The following is a 22059-nucleotide window of genomic DNA, read 5'->3' as shown; positions in this document are numbered from 1 at the left end:
TGTTTTATTTTAAAAGGATTTTATTGATGTAATTTTTAATAGCATCCACATGGTTTTCACTTGTAAAATGATTTCTAAACGTGTCTTTACCTTTTTTACTGATACTTTTTAAGTGTTCTGGAAACTCTAACAACGTACAAATCTGTTTGGTCATATCTTGCAAATCATCACATAAAATGGCGTTTTCTTTATTTTTTAGTTCTGGAAACGCCAAAACGGAAGCTTTTGTAGCTACCAATGCTTGTCTGTAATTTAAAATAACCGGAATTCTAGTTCTAGTTCCTGTATTGTATTCCCAAGGAATGATATGAATATCTTCTGGACACAAAACTGTTTGTAAATCTGCTACAAACCCTTTACAAATAATGTTTTTACCTTTTAATTTTTCTAACAAACTAGGTGTTGCTTGTTTTAATCCACCAACAACAACTAATTTTGTTGATGGATTTTTAGTATGAATTTCTTGCCAACAAACATCTAAAAAACGCTCTAAACCCAATCGGTTTGCTGTAGTTCCCATACCACCTAAATGTACAATATCTGGTTTGTTTTTAGGCAAATTTTTAGGTTGAATTTCTTGATAGGTGGTAGGAATATACAATGCTTTTTTATTTGAAATCTCCTCTATTTCTTTAGCTTCTGTAGCCGAACCAGAAATGGAACCTGCTACCTGTTTTACTAACTGAAATTCTACTCTCTTTTTTTGAAAAGTATGCAACTTTTTTAAAAGATTCTGCTTTGTTCTTAATTTTGCCAATTTATATTCCCAATCATGATGACCATAAATTACAGGTACTTTTAAATTAGAATAACAAGCCCAAATTGCCGCCCAGCGCCAATCTCCAAAAACTAAATCGATCTTATTTTGTGCTACATACGTAGTAAGGTAATTTATATTTTTAGCATTCAAGAAAAAATATTCGAATAATGCTGGTTTAAAAACTGCATTGTAACCTCTTTTTAAACCTTTTTTCGGCGTAATCGATGTAATTTTATACGTTTCAACAGACTTTATAAACGGACGTACTTCTTGATAATCTTCCTCCATAAAAACATCGCTATCAGACCATTGTACTGCCAATAACTTTATCTTAAAACCGGCTTTATACAACAACTCTAAATGACTATAATATACAGAAGCTCCTCCGTTTGCATTAGGAGAAATGGGTCCTTGATTTAGTATAAATAAGATGTTTTTCATAATTCTGACTCCATTTTATTATACACATTTAAAACTTTTTGTTGAATTGTTTTATACGCTAATTTTTTCGCAATTTCTTTATTGATTACAAAGGCGTTTTCTAATAACGCATCATTTTTTAAAGCTTTAGAAATTAACTTAGAAATTTCTACAGCATCTTCTGGATTCTGAATTAAAAAACCATTCTCACCATCAGAAATATAATCTTCGCTTGCGCCACCTGGATTAGATTGTATTGGGAAAGCACCCAAAATAATGGCTTCTAAAAGTGTGTTTGGTATACCGTCTGAAACACTATTACCAATGGCTATTTTAGCACTTCCAAACTTTTCTAATAATTGTTGATGGCTAATTTGAGTTTTTCTTGTGGAGTATTTAATCTTTAAATTATGCTTTTTATTTATTTTTAAAATTTCTTCTTCAACTATATCATGTGCAGAATACACATAAATTTCATAATCTTTTAATTCCTCTGCAATTAAAACTAAAGCATTTAAAATAAATAATGCTCGTCCAAAATTATGTTCATATCCTTTAAGAATAATTAAATTTCTTTTTTCAACGGGTATCACGTATTCTTGATATTTCTCTATATAGTAACCTCCACCACCAGGAAAATCAACAGCTAATACATTTGCATTAGAGTCTATCGACTTAATTAAATCTTTATCTCTATTACATTCTAGAAAAAAATAATTAATGCTATGTATAATCTTCTCAATTTTTAATTTATGTTCTTTTTTATCTTTATAAAAATAAATATCATTTCCCCAACACGAATATGCCCAATTAAACGATATCCTTTTGCGAACTTTTAGCAAAGGATAAGTTTGCGATTGCATTTCTAAAGAATGTACCAAATCTGGTTTGAGTTCTTTAATTAGTTCTTCTAACTTTTCTGATGCGGTAACTTCTAAATAAGGTACAATTTTTTCATAAATGGATGACATTTTTTTTTCTAAAAAATATTCTCCTTTAAAATAAGGTACTTTTCTTTTACGCCAACCAGTTGTATAATTCGTCCATAATAAATCTTTATGAAGGGGTCTGTCTAAACAATCGAACACATAAATTTCGTGTTCTGTATCTTTTAATTGACCAATCCATCTAGCTGCATGAATGTATTGCTGACAAACAAAAAGTATTTTCATAAACTATGCTTTAAAATACTGTCTAACTTTTTAGTAAATAACTTTGCTCCTTTTACGTTTAAATGATCTGAGTTCTCATAAAATAATAAATTTGTTGGCATAAAATCTAAAGCATCAATTACTTCAATATCTGTTAGATTATCAGAAAGTATTTTATTTATAATTTTATTGTATTTGTAATTGGTTAAGGTATAAAAATACTCTGAATAAGGAGGTAAAACTAATATTAATTTCACATTATTTGCTTTACATAATTTATTTAAGTATTTAATTCTTTCTAAATTTTCATCAATAATAAATGTCTTGTTTAAGTTTATCTCTAGCCTTTTTAATTTCTCTATTATGCTAGAATCTTTTACAAAAAAATTATCGTTTGCTCTCCAGCCTTTTTTAGATACTTTTTGTTTTTTCATAAATGAAAGAAAAAAACTATCATTCATCAATTCCTTAAAAGGTTCATTTATAATTAAACTGTTTTTAATAGCACCTTGATTGTATTCCTTTATTTTAAAATAATTATAGTAAAGCCTTTTCTGACTTTGATGATACTTTTTTAAACCATTTAATTCATTAAATAGTGAATAATATGATATTGGAATTAAAACTCCTTTCAATTTCTCTCTATTCTTAATGTTACCAATTAACAAATCAATATCTGTATTTAACTCTCTAGCCTTTGTAGCTATGTTCACTGAATTAAAACTAAAAATGCTATCTGTAACTACCCCAAAATACAAGTGAGAATTACCAGAAACAATAATTTCTACATCTTTATTCTGCAACAAATTTGATTTATAATTGTATATATTTTTATTTTTAGGAAAAACAAATCTATCTAGAATAAAAAACAAACAGATAATTATTAAAAAAAGGACAGTTATTTTTTTAATGAATAATTTCATTTGATTAAAATTGAAAATAAATAAATGATGTTTTTTCTGCAGAAGACATTGAATATAGAATTAAAAATATGAAAAACATGTAGAATGTTTTTCGATACTTATTTTTAAAAATAATTACAATTTCATCTCTTCTTGAAAACCATTCTATTAAAATAAATAAAAATAAAATTGGAAACATTCTTTTTTGAGGAATTACGGAAGGAAAGAAATTAGAGCCATCAAAAATTCTAAAAATATATTCTATAGCTCCTGTTATTGTTTCTGCTCTAAAAAACACCCATGCTAAACAAGTTAGTGAAAAAGTAATTATAATCCCTCTAAATTCTTTTAATGTTACACTTTTTTTACTCCCAACAATAATATTTATATTCTTTCTATTTCTATCTGTTAATAATAATGGGATAAACAATAAGGCATTTAAAGCTCCCCAAGCAATAAAAGTCCAATTTGCACCATGCCAAAAACCACTGACCAAAAATATAATTAAAACGTTTCTTAATTGAAATATTTTAGAACCTTTAGAACCTCCTAAGGGAATGTATACATAATCTCGAAACCATGTGGTTAAAGAAATATGCCAATTACGCCAAAATTCTGCAATATCTCTAGAAAAATAAGGGTATTTAAAATTTCTCATCAAATCGAACCCAAATAATCTAGCTGTACCGATAGCAATATCTGAATAACCACTGAAGTCTCCATAAATTTGGAATGCAAAAAATACAGCTCCTATAATTAAAGTAAGTCCAGATTGCTCTTGATAGTTTTCAAAAATCTGATTTACATAAACTGCACAATTATCTGCAATTACTACTTTTTTTACCAATCCCCAAAGTATAAGTTTCATTCCAGAAACAGCTAAATCATAGCTAAAAATTCGTTTTTTAAAAAACTGAGGTAGTAAATTAGAAGCACGTTCAATTGGACCTGCAACTAATTGTGGAAAAAATGACACAAAACTTGCAAAGGCAATAAAGTTTTTGGTTGGTTCTAATTTGTCTTTATAAACATCTATAGTATAACTTAATGTTTGAAAAGTGTAAAACGAGATTCCAACAGGAAGGATAATGTTTAATGAACTTTTATGCATTGTAATACCAATAACTGACCAAGCATCTACCCAATTATCAATAAAAAAATTAAAATATTTAAAAAATCCTAGTAACCCTAAATTAAAAAATAGACTTATCCATAAAAAGTATTTTCTTTTTACCTTATTTTTAGTTTTTCCTATTAATAAACCTAATGAGTAATCTAGAAAAGTACTTAATAAAATTAATAACAAAAAGCGCCAGTCCCACCATCCATAAAAAACGTAACTCGCAAATAAAATTAAACTATTTTGTATAATTAGTTTTTTAAAAATAAACCAATACAAGAAAAAAACTATAGGTAGAAACACTAAGAATTCTAAAGAGTTAAATAGCATTTATTTTATGTAAAGTTTTTTATTATGATTATGTTAATTATTTAACCAGTTTTCTAAAGTAAAAATTTGAAACATTTTACTGTAGTTTATATTTTCTTTATTTAAAAAATTACTTTTAATTTCATTTTCATTAAAATATTCAAAAATGGAAGAATTCTTGTTCTTAATAATCTTAAAGAATTCATTACCAAAATCATTATCTGGTTGAAACCAATCTTTTAACGGAATTGAAAATCCTTGCTTTTTTCGAGAAACAAATTCTTTATCAAAACGTTTTTCAGCAATAGAATTTAAAATTTTTTTCTTTTGCCATGAACCATTATAATTTCGACTAATTTTATGTTTTGAAGGTATTTTAGCCATTAAATTAACTATATCAACATCAATTAAAGGTGTTCTTACCTCTAAACTATTCATCATAGAAGCTATATCTACTTTTGTTAATATATCTCCATAAAGATAAGTTTTGTAGTCTAAATAACTTCCAGTACTATAAGTATCTAATCTTTGGCTTTTTGCTTTTTTATACCACTTATTAAATGAACTATATTCAATATCAAAATCTTTGATTACATCTTTTCTGAAAATTTTATTAGTTTCATTAATATTAAAAAAGCTAATTAAATTAATCCAATCATTTAAACTAGGCTGTCTAGGTGTATTAGGATAAGTTTTACCTATATATTTTAATGCCTTTTTTAAGACATCTTTATAAGCATGTTTTGGAGCACTTGGTTTTAAAATCTTTAAAAAATTTTGATAACTGTAGTAGCCTCCAAATGCTTCATCTCCTCCATCTCCTGATAATACTACAGGTAAATGTTCACTAATTTTTTTTGTTATATAATAGGTTGGTATGGAAGAACTATCTGCAAAAGGCTCTCCATAATGTTTAATTAATTTTGGGAAAACGTCTTGCATATCTTGCATATCTATATACTCTATATGATGATTTAAATTATACTTTTCTGCAACTTGTTTAGCATATGGAACCTCATTAAAAGCTTCATTTTCAAACCCCATTGTAAAAGCATCAACATTTTTTCCTTCTTTAGCTAAAGAAGATGCAATTATACTAGAATCTATGCCTCCTGACAAAAAAGTACCATAAGGCACATCTGCAATTTTATGGTATTTAACAGATATATCTACTGCTTCTTCAACTCTTTCTACCCAATCATGATAAGATACTTTATAATCAGGTTTAAATTGAATATCATAATATTCTTTGTGCTCTATAATTTCCCCTTCAAAATTTAATTTTATATAATTACCAGGTTCCAATTTAAATAAATTATTGTAGATAGTTAAAGGTGCAGGTATATAACCAAATTTCATATATTCTGATAGAGCAGTAACATTTATACTTTTTATAAAGTCTTTATGTTTAGAAAACTGTTGAATTTCAGACCCAAACATAAAAAAATTTTCTCCTTGGTAATAAACTAAAGGTTTTATACCAAAATGGTCTCTTGCCAAAAATATTTCACTTTTAGAAATATTTGCAATAGCAAAAGAAAACATGCCTCTAAACTTTTCTACACATTTTTCTCCCCAATATTGATAAGATTTTAATATTACCTCAGTATCACCTGTAGTTTTAAAAGTAAAACCTAATTTTTGAAGTTCTTTTTTTAATTCTAAATAATTATAAATTTCACCATTATAAGTAATTACAAATTTATCATCATCAATTTTCATCGGTTGTTTACTTCCTTCTAAATCGATAATAGATAATCGCCTATGTCCAAAACCAATATTATTATGTTGCCAGTAACCAAAACCATCTGGTCCTCTATGCGCTATTACATCTGTAATTGGTTTTAAATCCTCTATAGAGACAGTATTTGAAATGTCATAATTAATAATTCCTGATATTCCGCACATTTATGAATTGAGTATTACAGTTAATCTATTTATATATTTTTCTATTGTAAAATTGTTTTGTAAAGACATATAATTTTGTTCCCCAATTTTTTTTCTTTCTTTTTCTTCAAGTATTAATTTCTCTAATTTATTTAATTGATCTACCTCATTTTTGTTATCAATAAAATATTTATAATTACTACCTAATAAAGATACACATCCATCATGTTTTGTAACAACTATTGGCAAACTATACCCCATATATTCCATAACAGTATTAGGCATTCCTTCTTTTAAAGAAATTAAAACTCCTATATCTAAACAAGGTAATACATCTTCTGCTTTAGTGTTATGAAGAATTGTAATGCTATCTTTTAAATTATTGATAAAGATATATTTTTTTACTTCATTAAACTTTTTTTTATCTAAAGCATCACCTACCAAAACTAAATGTATATTTTTATTCTTTTGTAACAATTTAGAAAAAACTTCAATTAAAATGATTTGCAACTTTTCTTCTCTAAAATGAGCTATCATCCCTAAAACAACCTTTCCTTTTATTCCTTTATTTTTGAGTAAGAAATTATTAGTATTAATTTTATTTACAGTAGAAAAATTAGGCAAAAAATAGCCTTTTTTAATTTTAAATTTAGATTCAAGTTCTTTTTTTCCTTCAATAGAATTAGCTAAAAAAAAAGGTGTTTTTTTTACGGCTATTTTTTCTATATAATCACCTCTATAATAGTCAGCACCTCTATGATGCCAAAAAGTTATTTTTGCTCCAGAAATTTTGTAACATAAAACAGCTATAATTGAAGGTGGATTTAAGTAGGGTATTATAATATCTGGATTATGCTTTCTTAGTTTAATCCCTAATAAAAATATTTTTATTCTTCTTTTAATGTACTTAAAGTTACCTGAAGCGCTTAATGGGTTTTTTTCTAATCTTAAATTATTTAATCCCAATTTTTCACATTCTTCGTAAAACAATTTTGATTCATTAGTTTTTATGTATGAATATATAAAAATAGAACAATTTAATTCATTTTGTAAATAAGCTGCAAAATTCAAAGCCTGTTTTTCCGCCCCACCAAGAGTAAATGATTTTAAAAGAAATATTATTTTTTTATTTTGAAAAATCATCATTCTTTTTTGCAACCATTATCATATAAGGACTAAAGTGTTTAGATGTACCTTTAAAAAGGTGTTTTTTAATAAAATATTTTCTTCTGGTTAAAAAATTTACAAAATATTTTTGAATAAAATTTCTTTTTTGCGGATAAAAATCTAGAGTAAATTTTCCTATGTAGTCTTTCTTAATAATTTTAAAACCTTCTTCTTTTAAAACTTTTTCCCATTCTTTAAAATTCATGGAAGGAACATAATGAATGTCTAAATTTTTTTTATCAAACATTTTTTTTAAATAAAACTGGATATAGCCTCTAAAATTTGGAACTTCTAACACAATGTACCCTTCATTTGAGACTAAACTTGCTTGTTTTTTTATAACACTTTTATAATCTTTAAAATGTTCTATAAAACCAAAAGAAGAAACCACATCGTATTTTCTTTTGTAATTATAATCAAAAAAATCATCGCAAATTAAATCTCCAACTTCATATTTATTATCAATTAACCAATCTTTCATAGATAAATTAACATCTTCAATTCTATCTATACCATTTATTTGATACCCTAAATCTCCAAAAATTGTTGAAAATCCTGCAGGAAAAATACCTACCTCAAAACTTGTTTGATTTTCTTTTGATTTTGGTAAATTTTTTTTAATCCAATTGTAAATATCTGAATTTGTATCAGGTTTATTATAAGTTGTTTTTGAATATGATTTTTCCCAATGCTGTTTTGTTGTTAATCTATTTTCCATAATTTACTCCCATTTGAAATTATTAGAAATTATATGTCCGTGATATTTTTCTGTTGGTAAAACACCTGAATTAAAGACATCTTTTTCTACTACTTTAATTTTACATGTATTTTCTATAATTATTTCTTTATCAGCATTATTTACAAACCAAATATGTAACATATATGTTCCCGGAATTAAATTCAAATTTTCAAAACTGCATTTTATAGAATCTTTTTTTCCTTTTTTTAATATTTGTTTTCTAAATGTAGTACTAAAAGTTAGTAAAGGTTTATTTATTAAATTTTTAATTGTGAAGGCTGCTTGAATATTGCATTCTTCTAAATTTTTACTTTCAAAAAAAAGTTCAAAAAAACCATTTCCATAAGTATTTAATATATTGGGTTGTGATAACTTATTGTCTTGTATTAATAATGATTTAAGCTCAACACCATTTGTTGACACTAAACCTTCAAATTTTATTTTACCACTATTTAAATCTACTAAAGGTTCACTTTTTAAATATTCAGAAATAACTTTACTAGTTTCTCCTTTAAAACTTACTTTACCATCATCTAATAACAAACTAATTGGACACAAATTTTGTATTGCAGTCATATCATGACTCACAAACAAAACAGTTCTTCCATCTTCTCCAGAAATATCTTGCATTTTACCAATGGCTTTCTTTTGAAATTCTGCATCACCAACTGCTAAAACTTCATCAACAATTAAAATATCTGGTTCTAAATGTGCAGCAACTGCAAAAGCTAAACGAACTTTCATTCCGCTAGAATACCGCTTTACAGGTGTGTCTATATAACGTTCGCAACCAGAAAAAGAAACAATTTCATCTAATTTAGATGCTATTTCTTTCTTTGTCATTCCTAAAATGGCTCCATTTAAAAAAATATTTTCTTTCCCAGTCATTTCTGGATGAAAACCAGTACCAACCTCCAATAAAGAAGCTATTCTTCCATTCGATTTTATAGAACCTGTTGTTGGCCCTGTAACTTTAGAAAGTATTTTTAACAATGTAGATTTTCCAGCTCCATTTTTGCCAATAATTCCAAGAACTTCTCCTCTTTTAACTTCAAAGTTGATATCTTTTAAAGCCCAAACGTATTCTGACTCTCCTTTTGACGCTCTATCATTCGATTCTCCTATTTTTAAATAAGGATCTTCTTTACCTCTAATTTTAGCTAAAAAACGATTAAAATCATGACTAATAGTACCTGTCCCTAAAGTTCCTAAACGATATTGTTTAGATAAGTTTTCAACTTTTAAAATTACATCTTTACTCATATCTAAATAGTATCTATAAAAGTTTTTTCTGTTTTATTAAAAATTAATAATCCTAAAAAGAAAACTATAATTGTAAATATAGATGTATAAATAATACCGAAAACTGAGTAATTACCATCATTTAAAAGTATAAATCTACCAAATTCTATTAAATGTGCAATAGGATTAAAATCTACAATCCAAGAATAATCAGTTCCTTTTTCAACATCTATCAATTTTTCTCTCATTAAATCTAAAGGATACATTACTGCTGATAAATACATTAATAATTGTACCCCAAAAGAAACTAAAAATGTTAAATCTCGATATTTAGTAACCATAGACGAAATTATCATTCCTAAACCTAAACCAATCATTCCCATAGCAATAATTAATAAAGGAAAAAATAAAATATAAATATTTGGTAATACATTAAATCCATTAAAATAATAATAAATATAAACGCAAATAAATATAAATATTTGAATTCCAAATTTCAACAAATTAGAAACAATGATAGACATTGGCATTATAACTCTTGGAAAATACACTTTTCCAAAAATGGCTTCATTTTTTTTAAAAGTATCTGAAGTAGCTATTAAACATTCTTTAAAATAATTCCAAATAGTAATACCTGCTAAATTGAATAAAAAAGAAGGGACAACACCTGTTGATATTCCTGCAATACCATTAAATACCAGTGTAAATATTATTGAAGTAAATAAAGGTTGAATTAGATACCAAAGTGGTCCTAAAACAGTTTGTTTATAAAGTGTAACAACATCACGTTTTACAAAAAGCAATAATAAATCTCTATACTGCCAAACTTCTTTTAAATTTAAATCAAGTAAATTGTTTTTTGGAGTAATTTCAAAAAGCCACTTTTCTTTGTTCATTTATAAATATTACTGATATAAACAAATATAAATTATTTTAAGTGAATTCATATTATTTTTCGTTGAATCCTCTTATTTTTACGATGAATAAAATCAATATCATGAACAAGCAACTTATAGAATGTGTTCCTAACATTAGTGAAGGAAGAGATTTACAAAAAATAAATACAATTGCAAATGTTGTAAAGACTGTTGAAGGAGTAAAATTGTTAGATATTGATCCTGGTAAAGCTACAAATAGAACCGTAATTACATTTGTTGGCGAACCAAAAAATGTAATTAAAGCTGCTTTCTTATTGATTAAAAAAGCTTCAGAATTAATTGATATGAGCAAACAAACTGGTGAACATCCAAGATTTGGAGCAACAGATGTTTGTCCACTTGTGCCAATTGCAAATATTTCTATGGAAGAAACTGCAAAATATGCACATCAATTAGGAAAAAGAGTTGGGGAAGAATTAGGTATTTCAGGTTACTTCTATGAAAACGCTGCAACTTCTGCTGACAGAAAAAACTTAGCCACAGTTCGTTCTGGAGAATATGAAGGTTTAAAAGAAAAGTTATCAAACCCTAATTTTAAACCAGATTTTGGTCCAACAGTATATAACCAACAAGTAGTTTCTTCTGGAGTTACAGCAATTTCTGCACGCGATTTTTTAATCGCCTATAATGTAAATTTAAATTCAACATCAACAAGGCGTGCAAACGCAGTTGCCTTTGATATCCGTGAAAATGGAAGAGCCAAATTAGTCAACGGAAAAAAAGTATTAGATAAAAACGGAGAACCAGAAAGAATTCCTGGAAAATTAAAAGCAGTTAAAGGAATTGGTTGGTTTATAGAAGAATATGGAATTGCACAAATTTCGTACAATTTAACCAACATTACAATTACATCAATGCACGAAGCTTTTTATGAAACTGATTTAGCGGCTACAAAACGCGGCTTAAGAGTTACAGGTTCAGAATTAGTTGGTTTAGTTCCTTTACAAGCAATGCTAGATGCAGCAGATTTTTATCTGATAAAACAACAACGTTCTTTAGGAATTAGCGAAAATGAGAAAATAAAAATTGCCATAAAATCTCTAGGTTTAGATGATTTAAAGCCATTTAATCCACAAGAAAGAATCATAGAATATGTGATGAATTCTGATGCAGATAAAAAACTAATCGACTTTACTATTAATGATTTTGCAGAAGAAACTGCATCAGAATCTATGGCTCCTGGAGGTGGAAGTATTGCTGCTTACGTTGGTTCTTTGGGCGTTTCTCTAGGTACAATGGTTGCAAATCTTTCAGCACATAAAGCGGGTTGGGATTCTAAATGGGAATATTTTTCGAATTGGGCAGAAAAAGGTCAGAAATACAAAAACGATTTATTGTTTTTGGTTGATGAAGACACCAATGCTTTTAATAAAATTATTGATGGTTTTAGAATGCCAAAATCTAATAATGAAGAAATTGAAGCTAGAAAATTGGCAATTGAAAACGCTACTAAATACGCAACAGAAATCCCTTTTAAAGTGATGGAAACAGCTCATAATTCTATAGAAGTGATGCTAGAAATGATGAAAAACGGATTACAAAATTCGCTCTCAGATGGTGGCGTTGGTGTTTTATGCGCCAAAACTGCAGTTACTGGCGCTTATTTTAATGTTCGCATCAATGCAAAAGATATTAAAGATAGAAAATTTGCAGAAGAAATTTTATCAAAAGCAGCAAATATTTATCAAAAAACGATTAGTTTAGAAAATGAAATGATGGAAATTATTAACGCTTATATTTAATTTATTTTGGGCATTCTTTTTTACACCAAAACAGAAAAAGTTTTAGTGTAAAAAAGTCGGGCTTTATGTTTCAATCTTTTTATTCATTCTTCACAAAAAGGATTTCCACGTCAATCCCTAATGCAACTTACTTAATATGGAAATAGAAAACTTAGAAATTATAGCATATCAACCAGCACTTGCGCCTCACTTTTATAGTTTAAATGTAGCTTGGTTAGAAAAATATTTTTACGTAGAACCTTATGATGAAAAGGTTTTAAGCAATCCACAGAAATATGTAATTGATTCTGGGGGATTCATCTTTTTTGCAAAATATAACGATGAAATTGTTGGTGTTGTTTCGCTCATCAATCAAAAAACTTTTTTTGAATTAAGTAAAATGGCTGTTTCACCCAAATATCAAGGTTTAAAAATTGGTTTAAAACTAATGAATTTCTGTATCGATTTTGCAAAAAAACAACAATGGAAAAACATTACATTATACTCTCACAGAACATTAGTTCCTGCAATTAATTTGTATAAAAAAATAGGTTTTAAAGAAGTAGAATTAGAAAAAGAATCTCACTATGAGCGTTCAGATATTAAAATGCTTTTAGAATTTTAAAAAGTAAACAGTTTTCAGTCTCAGTTTTCAGAAAAAAGATTCTGAAACAAGTTCAGAATTAAAGAAAACTCTGAATTGCTAATTCATATCCTTTTAATCCAAAACCAAATAGAACTCCTTTTGCTGAAGGAGCAATAAAACTGTGATGCCTAAACTCCTCACGTGCATGCACGTTAGAAATGTGTAATTCTACAACAGGAGTTGTGATTCCTTTTACAGCATCTCCAATACCAACAGAAGTGTGTGTATAAGCTGCAGCATTTAAAATAATTCCATCATAATCAAAACCAACTTCGTGTAATTTATCAATAATTTCGCCTTCTATATTAGATTGAAAATAAGATAACTCTACCTCTTTAAATTTTAACTGAAGTTCGCTAAAAAATTCTTCAAAAGTTTTAGAACCATAAATTTCTGGTTCTCTTTTTCCTAATAAATTTAAATTGGGTCCGTTTATAATAATTAGTTTCATACTGCTAAAATATAACAAATAAAAAACGGAAGCAAAAATGCTTCCGTTTTTAAATTCTTTAAAATTATAAATTAGAATCTATATCCTAATCCTGCTTGAAAAGTGTTAAATTTCATTGAATAGCCAGAAGGCGCATCTTCAGCTCTATTTGTTAAACCAAATGCATACCTTGTACTAATAAAAAACTTTTCATTAATATCATATCCCGCTCCAATTCCTAAACCTAAACCAAAAGTATTTAGTCCTTCAGATTCAGAAACCACCAAATCAAATTGAGGTCCAGCTTGTAAATTAAACTTTTCTGAAACATAATATTTAGCCATAATTGGTAGTACAATCTGCTCTACTGATTCGCCATCCTCAGATGTTCTTACAAATTGAAACTCAGGTTCAATTAATAATTTTTCAGAAACAGAAAAAGTTGTAGAAACCCCAACATAAAAACCTTGCACACTTTGTGAAGCAGAAATACCTCCTCCGCTAGCTTTTAGCGTGAAATCATGGAAACCTGCTGTTAATGCAATATTCGAGTCCTGTGCATTCACACTTCTTAATCCTAATAATGCTACTACAGCAATAAATAATAACTTTTTCATTATATTTTTTTTTAAAATTTATATAATCAAATATAAAAAAATGTAACCTTAAATCTATAATAAAAGAATATTTAATATAGTTTATTATAATTCTAGATAAGCATATTTACTACTTTTATCTATTAAAGAGTTAGTTTATTATTTTTAATATCTTTATACTATGAAATGGCAAAATGCAATTAGAGATTTTCAATTATTTTTAAAAATAGAAAGAGGGCTATCTCAAAACACAATTGACAGTTATTCTAGAGATTTAGAAAAACTATTAATTTTTCTTGAACAAAATGAAATTAATTGCTCCCCTATTTCTATTGATAAAGAGACTGTTCAACAATTTATTTATGATGTTGCTAAAAAAGTAAACCCTAGAAGTCAGGCAAGAATTATTTCTGGATTGCGTAGTTTTTTTGACTATTTAATTTTTGAGGATTACAGAAAAACAAATCCTACAGATTTAATTGAAGCTCCAAAAATTGGAAGAAAATTACCTGACACTCTTTCTGAAGATGAAATTAACGAATTAATTTCTGCCATAGATTTAAGTCATCCTCAAGGAGAAAGAAATAGAACCATTTTAGAAACTATGTATAGTTGCGGTTTACGTGTGAGTGAATTGATTACCTTAAAAATTTCTGATTTATTTTTTGAAGAAGGTTTTATAAGAGTAATTGGTAAAGGAAACAAACAACGTTTTGTGCCTATTCATTATAATGCTCAGAAATATATTTTATTTTACATTAATGATATAAGGACTCATATTGCTCCACAAAAGGGTTTTGAAGATACTGTTTTCTTAAACAGACGTGGAAAAGGCTTAACCAGACAAATGATTTTTATTATTTTAAAAGATCTAGCTATTAAAATAGATTTATCAAAAAAAATAAGTCCACATACATTAAGACATTCTTTTGCAACACATTTATTAAAAAACGGCGCAGATTTAAGAGCGATTCAACAAATGTTAGGGCATGAAAGCATTACAACTACAGAGGTTTATGTACATATAGACAAGAGCTACTTAAAAGAAGTTGTAGAAACATTTCATCCTAGAAAATAAACAAGTAATTAGTTTTCAGTAACAGTATTCAGTCAAATTGTTACTAACAAAATAAATAAAACATCTCTTTTTTTAATTAAAGCAATTAATTACTAAACAAGTTTAGCCCTGATTGTAGCGGCATCCTTTTTTATTTTTCTTAAAAAAGATATAGCGAAAAGCAGGAAATAGCTTCAAAAAAAATTCCTACTTAAAAAAGTAGGAATTCTATTTTATTATTATCAATAATTTCTTGTTTTAAGAAAATCAATAAGGTTTTTATTTAGCTACATTTACAGCTCTTGTTTCTCTAATTACAGTAACTTTTACCTGACCTGGATACGTCATATCATTTTGAATTTTTTGAGAAATTCCAAAAGATAATTCAGCCGCTTTTGCATCATTTACTTTTGTACTTTCTACCATAACACGTAATTCACGACCTGCTTGAATAGCATATGCTTTTTGCACACCTGAGAATCCAAAAGCAATATTTTCTAAATCTTTTAAACGTTGAATGTAAGAATCTAAAACTTGACGTCTTGCACCTGGTCTTGCGCCTGAAATTGCATCACAAACTTGTACAATTGGTGATATTAAACTTTTCATTTCAATTTCATCATGGTGAGCTCCAATTGCATTACAAACATCTGGTTTTTCTCCATACTTCTCTGCCCATTCCATTCCTAGTAATGCGTGAGGAAGTTCACTCTCTGTATCTGGCACTTTACCAATATCATGCAATAAACCTGCACGTTTTGCTACTTTAGAATTTAAGCCCATTTCTGCTGCCATAATTCCACAAAGATTTGCAACTTCACGAGAGTGCTGTAATAAATTTTGCCCGTAAGAAGAACGATATTTCATCCTACCAACCGTTTTTATCAACTCTGGATGTAATCCATGAATTCCTAAATCTATAACAGTTCTTTTACCAACTTCTATAATTTCTTGTGTAATTTGTTTTTCTGTTTTTTTAACAACTTCTTCAATTCTTGCTGGGTGAATTCTTCCATCTGTTACCAATTTATGCATTGATAAACGAGCAATTTCTCTTCGAACAGGATCAAAACAAGAAAGAATAATTGCTTCTGGAGTATCATCAACAATAATTTCTACACCAGTGGCTGATTCTAGAGCTCTAATATTACGCCCTTCTCTACCAATAATTCGTCCTTTTACATCATCAGACTCTAAGTTAAATACAGAAACACAGTTTTCTACTGCTTGTTCTACACCTACTCTTTGTATGGTTCCTAAAATAACTTTTCTTGCTTCTTGTTCTGCAGTTAATTTAGCTTCTTCAATTGAAGTTTGTACAAAAGCCATTGCTTCAGTTTTAGCTTCATCTTTTAATGAGGTTACTAATTCTACTTTAGCTTCATCTGCAGATAAACCAGAAATTTGCTCTAACATATCAACATGACGCTTATGCATAACTTCTAGCTCAGACTCTTTATTTTCAATAAAATCTAATTTTTTGTTATAGTCGTTTTCTTTATGTTCTAAAGACTTGTTTAACCTTTTGTTTTTATCAACTTCAGATGCAACTTGAGACTCTCTATCTCTAATACGTTTTTCAACATCAGAAATCTTTTTCTCTCTTCCTAGAATTACTTTTTCGTGCTCAGACTTAAGTTCTATAAACTTTTCTTTAGCTTGTAATATTTTATCTTTTTTAATAGACTCAGCATCTATTTTAGCTTCTTTTAGAATTGCTGCTGCTTCTTTTCTTGTACCATTTAGTAATTTTTTACCTTTAGATTTTTCCATAGCTTTTGCTATTAAAAAACCAATTATTACTCCTATAATTGCTGCCAAAATTGGCAGTATCATTCCCTCCATAATTTAAATTTATATATAAAAAAAGCCTACATTAGTTTGGTTTTTTAAACTCCATTATGGTATTTATAGGACTAACTAATTGGTCAAGGATCCACTTGTTTCTGAAATAATTCAGCTACTATGGCTTGCTTTTACAATTAAGACTCATCCTTCATAATTGAATCGTGTTGAGTTTAATAAACAATGTACTAACGTAGGCAGTGTGTTGTTAATGTGTATTTTAAAGAACTTATTTTAAATGAGAATCAACTAAATGAGTTAACTCTTTTATTTTATCTACTACTTCTCTACTTGTGGAATCTTTTTCTATGGTTGATATTTCTACTTTTGAAGCAAACTGTAATGCACACATAGCTAAAACATCTTGTTTATCACTAACTGCATAGTTTTCTTCATACATAGAAATTAATTTATTAATAGCATTGGCTGCTTTTCTCATTCCTTCTTCCTCTTTAGTATTATTAACACTTAAAGGATAGGTTCTACCCGCTATTACTACATTAATTTTAAGTTTTCCCACAATTTAAAGAACTTTATTCATGTAACTGAATGATACATTTATCGATTTCTCGAATTAAAGTATTTATTTTGAGTTTCGTTTCTCTTGTATTTGTACTACTGCCATCTATAGTTTTTGCAATTTTAAGCAAATCATATTGTTTTTTCTGTTCTGCTAGCAATTGCTCTCTTTCAAATAATTGATGTTGTAATTTTGTTGTACTCTGAAGCAATATTTCATTTTCATTCTTTAAAAATTCATAATTAGACAGTAAGCTTTCTAACTTATCTTCCAGTATATGAATTGCTTCTATTGTATTACTCATCTATATCTATAAGAATAAAACTATAACACAAAGTTAACATTCTGTTTTATACTTTACAACATTTTGTTGCTTTATTACTAATGTACTGAAATTTAGCAAGTTATCAAAAAGATGATTTTTAGTATTTTTGTAAAAAATAATTGCATTTTGAAACAAACCTTTTTGTTATTCTTATTCTTTTCAACTTTTTTCAGTTTTTCTCAAGAAAAATACCTAAAAGACTATTTTAGAAATCCTTTAGGCATACCCACAGTTTTAGCAGGTACTTTTGGTGAATTAAGATCTAATCATTTTCATTCTGGTATCGATATTAAAACACAAGGAAAAGAAGGTTTAAAAATATATGCTGCTGCAGATGGATATGTCTCTAGAATAAAAGTTGCTCAATATGGTTTTGGTAAAGCAATCTATATTACACACCCAAATGGATTTACAACTGTGTATGCTCATATAAGTAAATATGCTGATAAGATTCAAAAACATGTAAAAGCTATTCAATACAAAAAAGAAAATTACCAAACAGGGAACTTGTTTTTTAAGAAGGATAAATTCCCCGTTAAAAAAGGAGAAATTATTGCTTTTACTGGTGATACTGGTAGTTCTGGTGGACCTCATTTACATTATGAAATAAGAAACACAAAAAGCGAGAATATTATTAATCCTTTAATTTTTGGATTAGAACCAGAAGATACAACACCTCCTGTTTTTCAATCTTTAAAAGTTTATCCTTTAAATAATAACTCAAGAATCAACAATCAAAACAATAGTTTTATTCTTCCTTTAAAAAATATTTCTAAAGGTAAATATAGTGCTGATAGAATTTCTGCTTCTGGAATTATTGGTTTTGGAGCAAGTGTTTTTGATAGATTAAATAAAGCACCAAATAAAAACGGAATCTATAGTTTAGAAATGCTGGTAAATGGAAAACGTTTTTACTATCATGATGTAGAAACATTTTCTTTTGCTGAGAGTAAATTCATCAACTTACATATTGATTATCCTCATTATAAGAAATATAAAAGACGTTATCAAAAAACATATAAAGAAACTAAAAACAAGCTTTCTACTTATAATAAACTAATTAATAACGGAAAATTAAACATAAAAAACGGACTTAGTTATACTGTAGAAATTATTGCCAAAGATTATAAGGGAAATACTAGTTATCTAAAAATACCTGTTACTGGTAAAGAAAGTAATACTATTTTTTCTAAACCCAAAGACACAACCAATTTTAAAGTAATTGCAAGTAATTTTCAAAAATTTAAAAAAGAAAATATTGCAATAGCATTTCCTAAAAATACTTTTTATGAAGATTTATATTTAGATTTTGCTGTAAAAAATGGCGTTGCAAAAATACATACTCCTACAATTCCTTTAGATAAAAGTTTTACATTAACATTTAATGTATCTAATTATTCTGAAGCAGAAAAACAACAACTTTATATTGCTAACGTAGAAAACCCAAAATATCCAAGATTTCAATATACTAGAAAAAAAGACAGTACATTTTATACCACAACAAAAACCTTAGGTAAATACACTTTAAAAACTGATAAATACAAACCTAAAATTAACTTATTGTACTTTAAAGATCAACAATGGATTTCTAAACGAAAAACCATAAAAGTTAAGATTTCTGATATTGGTTCTGGAATAAAAAATTACAGAGCTACTATTGATGGAAAATGGATTTTAATGGAGTACAACCATAAGAAAAAATTATTAACCTATAATTTTAGTGATAAAAAATTGGTTGGTAGCAAACATATCTTTAAAATTGTAGTCTCGGACAATGTTGGAAATACGAATACGCTTTCTGCAACGTTCTTTAAGAAACAAGTAAACTAACTTACGTGAAAAAAGTCTTTCTATTTTTATTCTTTCTCCCCTTTTTTGCTTTTGCTCAAAAAATGACAATCCTAAAAGGAACTGTTAAAAATAAAGACAAGCAACCAATTGAAAAGGTTTCAATTAAATATAATAACACAGGTACAACAACTGACAAAAACGGAAACTACCAAATTAGAATTCCTTTTAAAGAAGAAATTACCATCATTTTTAGTCATTTATCTTATAAAACTTTCTCTAGAAAATATACTGCAAATAGTAGAAATGGAGTCCGTTTATCTGTTACTCTAACATCAAAAACAGAACAATTACAAGAAATAGTCATAAAAGATAATAAAAAAGAAGCGCTAGGAATCAAAAAAATAGATATTGGAGTTGTTAAAAATGTAATTGGACCAAATGCTGGAGTCGAAAATATTTTAATGACTTTACCAGGTGTTAGCAATAACAACGAATTAAGTACACAATACAATGTTAGAGGTGGTAATTTTGATGAAAATTTGGTTTATGTAAACGGAATTGAAGTTTACAGACCGTTTTTAATAAGATCTGGTCAGCAAGAAGGTTTGAGTTTCATCAACCCAAATATGGTGCAAAATATAAATTTTTCTGCAGGAGGTTTTCAAGCAAAATATGGAGATAAATTATCATCAGTCTTAGATATTACTTATAGAAAACCTGTAGAAGTTGGCATCAGTGCAGACCTGAGTCTTTTAGGTGCTAGTGTTACTTTTGAAGCTCCTTTAATAGAAGAAAAACTAACATCAATAAGTAGTTTAAGATATAGAGATAATAGTTTATTTGTAAATAGTAAACAGATTGAAACAAATTTTAAACCAAAGTTTATAGATTTTCAAACATATCTTTCTTATGAAGCATCTGATTATTTAAAATTCAACTTTTTAGGGAATTTCTCTCTAAACAACTACAATTACAAACCCATTTCTAGAAGAACTCGTTTTGGAACTGTTGCAGATCCGTTAGAATTAAATGTTTATTATAGTGGAGAAGAACAAGACAATTACCTTACTTTATTTGGCGCTTTTTCAACAGAATATGAAGTAAATGACTTTTTAACTCTTACAGGAACTCTTTCTAGATACAATACACAAGAAGAAGAGCATTTTGATATTGCTGCTGCTTATAGTTTAGGTGAAGTTGATGCTAATATTGGATCTGAAAATTTTGGTGAAGTAGATTTTTCTGAAGGAATTGGCTCTCAACTAAATCATGCTCGTAATGATTTAGATGCTTTAATAAGTAACGCTCAAATTAAAGGAAAATACAAAGCAGACAGAATGCAGTTCGATTTTGGTGTAAAATATCAAAAAGAAGATATTAAAGATCGTATTAGAGAATGGGAATTAATAGATTCTTTAGGTTTTTCTATAAGACCTCCAAATAGTATTAGTAACAATCAACCTTACCAACCATTTGAAGGACCTATTACTACATATCAAAATATAAGAGTTGATAATGAAGTTCAAATTAATCGTATTTCTGGTTATCTGCAATTTAACGAACGCTTATTTTGGAATGAGAATGAAATTTGGTACAACGTTGGTATAAGAGCTCATAACTGGACTGTTAAAGGGAATGGAATTAACTCAAAAAATCAAACTATTATTAGCCCAAGAGCACAGTTCTCTATGAAACCTAGTTGGCGCAGAGATATGCTTTTTAGATTTGCTGCTGGTTGGTATTCTCAACCTCCTTCTTATAGAGAATTAAGAGATTCTAACGGAAATATTAATGTAGATTTAAAAGCGCAAAAATCGATTCATTTAGTAACTGGTATGGATTATAGTTTTGAAATGTGGGAAAGACCATTTAAACTTACAACAGAGTTTTACTACAAAGATTTAACAAATGTAAACGCTTATACTATAGATAATGTAAGAATAAGGTACAGAGCAGATAATGATGCAACTGCTTATGCTCATGGGTTAGATATAAGATTAAATGGTGAATTTGTTCCTGGAAGTGACAGTTGGGTAAGTCTTGGGTATTTAAAAACCGAAGAAGATATTAGTAACAGAGGTAATATTGCTAGACCTTCTGATCAACGAATAAAATTCGGTATACTTTTTCAAGATTATGTTCCAAGTTTACCCAACTTAAAAGCATATTTAAACTTAGTTTATAATTCTGGAGTTCCTGGTGGTTCTCCTTCTTATGCAGATGTGTATCAATTTCAAGGACGTTTAAGAGATTATAAACGTGCAGACCTTGGTGTTTCTTATGTTTTTACAGATGCAAACAGGCAATACAAAACAGGTTGGTTATCTAAATTTAAAGAATTAAGTGCTGGTTTAGAATTGTTCAATATGTTTGATATTCAAAACTCAATAACCAATACTTGGGTAAGAGATGTTTATTCTAAAACCCAATTTGGTATTCCAAATTACATGACAGGTAGAGTTTTAAATTTTAAACTTTCAATGAAATTATAAT

General features: G+C 27.8%; 19 protein-coding genes. 5 read left to right on the top strand and 14 right to left on the bottom strand.

Features of this window, described 5'->3' with window-relative positions:
- Positions 1-4: 4 nt before the first annotated feature.
- The 9 genes from PHEL85_RS01320 to PHEL85_RS01280 all read right to left on the bottom strand — a co-directional run bounded on the left by PHEL85_RS01320 (position 5) and on the right by PHEL85_RS01280 (position 10593).
- The gene (locus PHEL85_RS01320; protein WP_036820049.1) at positions 5-1201 is read right to left on the bottom strand and encodes a glycosyltransferase; all 1197 of its coding nucleotides are present in this window, start codon (positions 1199-1201) and stop codon (positions 5-7) included.
- A complete protein-coding gene (locus tag PHEL85_RS01315) occupies positions 1198-2352 on the bottom strand; it encodes a glycosyltransferase (protein WP_036820046.1) in 1155 nt (384 codons plus the stop codon). The genes PHEL85_RS01320 and PHEL85_RS01315 overlap by 4 nt, the downstream gene beginning before the upstream one ends.
- On the bottom strand, positions 2349-3134 hold the full coding sequence (locus PHEL85_RS01310) for an SGNH/GDSL hydrolase family protein (protein WP_156109070.1): 786 nt from the start codon (positions 3132-3134) through the stop codon (positions 2349-2351). The genes PHEL85_RS01315 and PHEL85_RS01310 overlap by 4 nt, the downstream gene beginning before the upstream one ends.
- 124 nt (positions 3135-3258) lie before the next feature.
- On the bottom strand, positions 3259-4683 hold the full coding sequence (locus PHEL85_RS01305; protein ID WP_036820040.1) for an MBOAT family O-acyltransferase: 1425 nt from the start codon (positions 4681-4683) through the stop codon (positions 3259-3261).
- 33 nt (positions 4684-4716) lie between these two features.
- Positions 4717-6570, bottom strand: coding sequence for an asparagine synthase (glutamine-hydrolyzing) (gene asnB / locus PHEL85_RS01300; protein ID WP_052108410.1), 1854 nt, complete (start codon positions 6568-6570; stop codon positions 4717-4719).
- Positions 6571-7695 (bottom strand): glycosyltransferase family 4 protein, encoded by a 1125-nt coding sequence (locus PHEL85_RS01295; RefSeq protein WP_081965055.1) that lies wholly within the window; start codon positions 7693-7695, stop codon positions 6571-6573.
- Complete coding sequence (locus PHEL85_RS01290; protein ID WP_036820034.1) at positions 7676-8434, bottom strand: methyltransferase domain-containing protein; 759 nt, start codon at positions 8432-8434, stop codon at positions 7676-7678. The genes PHEL85_RS01295 and PHEL85_RS01290 overlap by 20 nt, the downstream gene beginning before the upstream one ends.
- A 3-nt stretch (positions 8435-8437) precedes the next feature.
- Positions 8438-9718, bottom strand: coding sequence for a polysaccharide ABC transporter ATP-binding protein (locus PHEL85_RS01285; protein WP_036820032.1), 1281 nt, complete (start codon positions 9716-9718; stop codon positions 8438-8440).
- Between the two features lie 2 nt (positions 9719-9720).
- Entirely contained in the window at positions 9721-10593 is an 873-nt protein-coding gene (locus PHEL85_RS01280; RefSeq protein ID WP_036820029.1) for an ABC transporter permease, read from the bottom strand.
- A 101-nt stretch (positions 10594-10694) separates the two neighbouring features.
- Here PHEL85_RS01280 and ftcD point away from each other — a divergent pair, with 101 nt between their 5' ends.
- Both ftcD and PHEL85_RS01270 read left to right on the top strand, forming a co-directional pair.
- A complete protein-coding gene (gene ftcD, locus PHEL85_RS01275) occupies positions 10695-12377 on the top strand; it encodes a glutamate formimidoyltransferase (protein WP_036820026.1) in 1683 nt (560 codons plus the stop codon).
- A gap of 136 nt (positions 12378-12513) precedes the next feature.
- Positions 12514-12981: a GNAT family N-acetyltransferase gene (locus tag PHEL85_RS01270; RefSeq protein WP_052108409.1), complete on the top strand. Its 468-nt coding sequence runs from the start codon at positions 12514-12516 to the stop codon at positions 12979-12981.
- 58 nt (positions 12982-13039) lie between these two features.
- Here the strand turns inward: PHEL85_RS01270 and aroQ are convergent, their stop codons facing one another.
- The gene (gene aroQ, locus PHEL85_RS01265; RefSeq protein ID WP_036820023.1) at positions 13040-13453 is read right to left on the bottom strand and encodes a type II 3-dehydroquinate dehydratase; all 414 of its coding nucleotides are present in this window, start codon (positions 13451-13453) and stop codon (positions 13040-13042) included.
- Between the two features lie 71 nt (positions 13454-13524).
- Positions 13525-14049: a porin family protein gene (locus tag PHEL85_RS01260; RefSeq protein WP_036820020.1), complete on the bottom strand. Its 525-nt coding sequence runs from the start codon at positions 14047-14049 to the stop codon at positions 13525-13527.
- A gap of 160 nt (positions 14050-14209) precedes the next feature.
- Between PHEL85_RS01260 and xerD the strand changes: the two genes are divergently transcribed.
- Entirely contained in the window at positions 14210-15106 is an 897-nt protein-coding gene (xerD, locus tag PHEL85_RS01255) for a site-specific tyrosine recombinase XerD (protein WP_036820017.1), read from the top strand.
- 258 nt (positions 15107-15364) lie between these two features.
- Here xerD and rny read toward each other — a convergent pair whose 3' ends face one another.
- From rny to PHEL85_RS01240, 3 genes are all read right to left on the bottom strand, one after another.
- Positions 15365-16930, bottom strand: coding sequence for a ribonuclease Y (rny, locus tag PHEL85_RS01250; RefSeq protein ID WP_036820015.1), 1566 nt, complete (start codon positions 16928-16930; stop codon positions 15365-15367).
- 229 nt (positions 16931-17159) lie between these two features.
- Complete coding sequence (locus PHEL85_RS01245) at positions 17160-17450, bottom strand: cell division protein ZapA (RefSeq protein WP_036820013.1); 291 nt, start codon at positions 17448-17450, stop codon at positions 17160-17162.
- A 13-nt stretch (positions 17451-17463) separates the two neighbouring features.
- Complete coding sequence (locus tag PHEL85_RS01240; RefSeq protein ID WP_036820009.1) at positions 17464-17754, bottom strand: hypothetical protein; 291 nt, start codon at positions 17752-17754, stop codon at positions 17464-17466.
- Positions 17755-17901: 147 nt separating this feature from the next.
- Here PHEL85_RS01240 and PHEL85_RS01235 point away from each other — a divergent pair, with 147 nt between their 5' ends.
- The gene (locus PHEL85_RS01235; protein WP_036822943.1) at positions 17902-19605 is read left to right on the top strand and encodes a M23 family metallopeptidase; all 1704 of its coding nucleotides are present in this window, start codon (positions 17902-17904) and stop codon (positions 19603-19605) included.
- A gap of 62 nt (positions 19606-19667) precedes the next feature.
- A complete protein-coding gene (locus PHEL85_RS01230) occupies positions 19668-22058 on the top strand; it encodes a TonB-dependent receptor (protein ID WP_235318216.1) in 2391 nt (796 codons plus the stop codon).
- The last annotated feature ends 1 nt before the right edge of the window (position 22059 follow it).

Origin of the sequence: Polaribacter sp. Hel1_85 (genome assembly GCF_000766795.1) — a bacterium.
Taxonomy (GTDB): domain Bacteria; phylum Bacteroidota; class Bacteroidia; order Flavobacteriales; family Flavobacteriaceae; genus Polaribacter.
Note: the sequence above shows the minus strand (reverse complement) of the source record. Positions and strands in the feature narration are given on the sequence as shown.